Raw genomic sequence first — 2515 nt, 5'->3', positions numbered from 1 at the left:
CATAGAAGAAAGAACACCGGCTTCTATACCAATGCCTGGTGCAATTACACCACCAATGAAAACACCTTTCTCTGTAATAACATCATAAGTAGTCGCTGTACCAAAATCAATAACTAAGCATGGACCACCATAAGTATAATAAGCCCCTGCCGCATCTACCAAACGGTCTGAACCAAGAGTAGATGTATGATCAATTTGAATATTGATGCCCGTTTTCACACCTGGGCCGACAAATAGTGGTCTAATATGAAAGTATTTAATAATGGAACTTGAGAAAGAATAGTTGATTTTGGGTACAACAGAACTAATAATAACATCTTTCACATCTTCTACATTCAAGTGAGATGCTTGAAGGTATGAATGAAGCATTAAGCCATATTCATCTGATGTACGTTCCATACGTGTTGTCATACGAAAACGACCTACTAAATGATCTTCTTTGTAAACACCAATAGTAATATTTGTATTACCGATATCTATAACCAATAGCATTCTTATTTCTTAGCTCCTATTTTCATACATTCTTTTAAGATAATATAGCTTAGATCTGATTTAGACATCTTATCGATATCCTTCATAGAATCCTGAGTAATAATAGTAACAACATTTGTATCACCCTGAAATCCTGCACCCTCTGTTTTAAGATGGTTCGCAATAATCAGATCACATTGTTTTTTATTTAATTTCTTTGATGCATTTTCAATTAAATCTTGTGTTTCCATCGCAAATCCACATATCACTTGATGCTCAACTTGATGATGCCCTATATAATCAAGGATATCTGGATTCTTTTTTAGTTTAAGAATAAGTTCATTGTCATTTTTCTTAATCTTTTCTGTAGATGTTTCTACAGGTGTATAGTCAGCTACTGCAGCTGACATAATAATATAGTCATAATGTGTATGATGTCTTTTTACACATTCAAATAAATCCTGGGCACTTGTAATAGATTGATTGATGATATAAGGTACTGGCTTTAATGATGTAGGTCCATGAATTAATCGTACCGTAGCGCCAAGTATAAATGCTGCACGGGCAATTGAGTATCCCATTTTACCTGATGAATGGTTTGTAAGAAAACGTACAGGATCTAAAGATTCTTGAGTTGGTCCTGCAGTGACTAATACCTTTTTACCTTGTAATGGATGGTCACTGAGTGCATATTCCATCATTAAATGAAGATGATCATAATCTGCAAGTTTACCTTTACCTGTGTCACCGCAGGCAAGAAGTCCTACAGCAGGATCTACAAATAAGACACCATCATCCTTTAGAGTCTGGATATTACGCTGAGTGGCTTTATTTTCATACATGTGAACATTCATTGCAGGCGCAATGAGTTTAGGACATGTAGCTGCTAAAAAAGCAGCTGTTAACATATTGTCCGCTATACCATTTGCACATTTCGCAATTGTAGTTGCACTTGCTGGTACAATCATAAACAAATCAGCATCCTTGACAATATCTACATGTGTAATACATCCAGGATTATCATCAAAGACATCAATATATGTTTTCTTCTTTGTGAGAGCAGAAATAGAAGTTGGTGAGACAAACTTAGCTGCACTTGTAGTGAGCATGACTTCAATTTCATATTTTTCTTTCACTAGATCACTAATGAACTGTACAGTCTTAAATGCCGCAATAGAACCAGTAATCCCTATAATCAATTTTTTCATCTATTAATACCCTCTTTTCATTTATAATTTATCCACGCTTCATTAAAGCGAAGAGAGGTTTTGTGACAATCACCACAATCACTACACCTACAAAAGCTTCAAGTAGGCTCTGTGTGCTTGATACAGCTAAGAAGTAACTTCCAAGCTTACTTGCATCCTGTCCAATCGCTTTTGCATAAGATGTACCAAATAATGCCCAGATACCACCTAATACAAGTACAGTATTAGTTAAAGCACCTAAGAATGCAGCCACTGCAGTTGCAATAGTCTGCTGTTTATCCTTAAGTAATTGATAAATAGAACCTGATACAAACCCAATCATTACTCTTGGGACAATCGCAATAACTGCGCTGAGTACTGAGCCACTAATAAATGGTGAGAAGACGAAAGATGTAACAGTTGGCTGCATTGTGTTCATTAATAATGAAGATAAACCAAATACAAGACCAATAAGACATCCCTGCTTAGTACCTAATACAATAGCCGCAATAATAACTGGAACATGAAGCAATGTTGCTCTTAAAGGTCCAATAGGGATAAATCCTAAAAATGGTACCATGACCATAACTGCTTCAATCGCAATAAATAATGCAAGCAATGTGAGATTCTTTGTTTTTTTGTTATTCATTTGTTTCCTCCACTGTCATTTGCATACGCAATATGACGTAAATATAGTTTTGCCAGCAGAATATTAAGTTAGCTCCTAAATAGGTAGCCACAGGGCATATCCTACACAGCAAAACCATTATATACTCATTTTTTGGAAATGAAAAGCATTACATTTTCCTATACTAGATGTCTCTGATTCCAATGTGATAATGTCTCAATGTATCCAA

Annotated in this window: 3 protein-coding genes; all 3 read right to left on the bottom strand. The window is 35.4% G+C overall.

The genetic code is table 11. The features are described from left to right. The coding region (locus QVO42_RS06195) for a type III pantothenate kinase (protein WP_288163945.1) at positions 1 to 492 on the bottom strand (492 nt) is incomplete at its 3' end. A 2-nt stretch (positions 493 to 494) separates the two neighbouring features. Further along, positions 495 to 1679, bottom strand: coding sequence for a bifunctional phosphopantothenoylcysteine decarboxylase/phosphopantothenate--cysteine ligase CoaBC (coaBC, locus tag QVO42_RS06190; protein WP_022425283.1), 1185 nt, complete (start codon positions 1677 to 1679; stop codon positions 495 to 497). A gap of 28 nt (positions 1680 to 1707) precedes the next feature. Continuing rightward, on the bottom strand, positions 1708 to 2307 hold the full coding sequence (locus tag QVO42_RS06185) for an ECF transporter S component (RefSeq protein ID WP_022425282.1): 600 nt from the start codon (positions 2305 to 2307) through the stop codon (positions 1708 to 1710). Between the last annotated feature and the right edge of the window lie 208 nt (positions 2308 to 2515).

Origin of the sequence: Catenibacterium sp. CAG:290 (genome assembly GCF_000437715.1) — a bacterium.
In the GTDB taxonomy this organism is placed as follows: Bacteria; Bacillota_I; Bacilli_A; order Erysipelotrichales; family Coprobacillaceae; genus Catenibacterium; species Catenibacterium mitsuoka_A.
Note: the sequence above shows the minus strand (reverse complement) of the source record. Positions and strands in the feature narration are given on the sequence as shown.

What these genes read in the sequence shown, in the direction of transcription:
- coaBC (WP_022425283.1), bottom strand. Translation starts at nt 1,679, where the DNA reads ATGAAAAAATTGATTATAGGGATTACTGGTTCTATTGCGGCATTTAAG.
- QVO42_RS06185 (WP_022425282.1), bottom strand. Translation starts at nt 2,307, where the DNA reads ATGAATAACAAAAAAACAAAGAATCTCACATTGCTTGCATTATTTATT.